General features: G+C 61.5%; 2 protein-coding genes. Both read right to left on the bottom strand.

The annotated features are described in order from the left end of the window. A partial coding sequence (locus ABN028_RS35120; RefSeq protein ID WP_349699657.1) for an ABC transporter permease occupies positions 1-983 on the bottom strand: 983 nt, incomplete at its 3' end. A gap of 31 nt (positions 984-1014) precedes the next feature. Next, a partial coding sequence (locus ABN028_RS35125; RefSeq protein ID WP_349699658.1) for a carbohydrate ABC transporter permease occupies positions 1015-1890 on the bottom strand: 876 nt, incomplete at its 5' end.

The raw sequence follows: 1890 nt of genomic DNA on the forward strand, positions 1-1890 counted from the left end.
AGGCTGGATCTGGCGAATCGGCGTGCGATCTGGTTGGCGAGGACGAGCAGGATGAGGCCTACGACGGAACGGAAGAGTCCGATTGCTGCGGCGTAGGAGATCTGTGGTACGGCGGCGGCGAGGCCGACTTTGTAGACGTAGGTGTCGATGACTTCAGAGGTTCCTAGGTTGAGTGGGGTTTGCATGAGCAGGACCTTCTCGAACCCGACCGACAGGATCGTGCCGATGTTGAGGATGAGCAGGATGACGGCGACCGGCATGATGCCGGGTATGTCGATGTGCCACATCCGTTTGATCCGGTTGGCTCCGTCGACGATGGCGGCTTCGTGGAGTTCGGGGTCGATGCCGGCGAGTGCGGCGAGGTAGATGATCGCGGCGAAGCCGAGGTTCTGCCAGGCGCCTGACCAGACGTAGATGTGTCGGAAGTAGTCGGGGTTGCCGAGCAGGTCGAGCGGGCCGATGCCTACTGCGCCGAGGAGGTTGTTGAGCAGGCCGGTTCGTGGGTCCAACAGGACGAAGAGCATGCCGACGACGACCACGGTGGAGATGAAGTGCGGTGCGTAGGTGATCAGCTGTACTGAGCGTTTGAACCATTGCATCCGCACCTGGTTGAGGGCGAGCGCGAGGATGATGGGCAGGGGGAATGTGGCGATGAGTTCGTAGCTGTGCAGGATGATGGTGTTGCGGATGACGGGCCAGAACATGAAGGACTCGGCGAACCGTTCGAAGTGCGCCAGGCCGACCCACGGGCTGCCGCTGATGCCCTGCACGACGTTGTAGTTCTTGAACGCGATCTGCACGCCGTACATCGGCCAGTAGTGGAAGACCAGGATGTAGACCACGGGAAGCAGCAGCATGAGGTAGAGCTGCCAGTTGTGCTTGACCTGTCGCCAGTTGGCTCGTCGCTGGGCGGCACGCCGGTTGCGGGGCGAGTCGACGTCGGCGCCCGGGGTCGTCTCCGGCCGGCGGAGCAGTGTGGCCATCGCAGCGTCCTCCCTGTTCTTTCGGATCAGGTCAGCCCTTGAGGGAGCCGATCATGACGCCCTTGACGAAGTGCTTCTGGACGAACGGATAGGCCAGCAGGGGCGGGATGCTGGCGACGACGATGAGGGTGTACTTCAACAGGTCCCGAAGTTCTTGGCGGCGCACCATCTCCGCGACGTCCATGGCGCCCGGTTCGACGGTGTTCTGGATCAGGATCTCGCGGAGCACGAGCTGGAGGGGGAACAGTGTTTCGTCGGTCAGGTAGATGAGTGCGTTGAAGAACTGGTTCCAGTGGGCGACCGCGTAGAACAGGGCGTTGACGGCGATGATGGGTTTCGACAGGGGAATGACGATCCGCAGGAAGAACCTGAAGTCGTCGCAGCCGTCGATACGGGCGGCCTCCAGCAGCTCGTGTGGGATCGTCACCTGGTAGTAGGTGCGGGTGATGATCATGTTCCAGACGGCCATGGCGGTGGGCAGGATCAGTGCCCAGCGGGTGTTCAGCAGGCCGAGGTCGTGCACGACGAGGTAGGTCGGGATCAGGCCGCCACTGAACATCATCGTGAAGACGAACAGCAGCATGAACCAGTTGCGGCCATAGAGGTCGCGCCGTGACAGCGGGTACGCCGCGAGCAATGTCAAGGTCACGTTGACAAACGTTCCGAAGCCTGCGTAGAAGACGGAGTTGAGGAATCCCCGCACGATCGATCGGTACTCGACGACGGCCTGGTAGCCGGTGAAGTTGAAGTCGACCGGCCATAACCAGACCCGCCCTGACGACACCGCGAGCGGATCACTCATCGAAGCGGACAGGATGAATACCAGGGGATAGAGCACGGCGAGAAGGAACAACGTCAGCACGACGTAGTTCGAAATCGTGAAGATCCGATCGGACCGGGTCTCCCT

Origin of the sequence: Actinopolymorpha sp. B17G11, from assembly GCF_040196095.1 — a bacterium.
Classification (GTDB): domain Bacteria; phylum Actinomycetota; class Actinomycetes; order Propionibacteriales; family Actinopolymorphaceae; genus Thermasporomyces.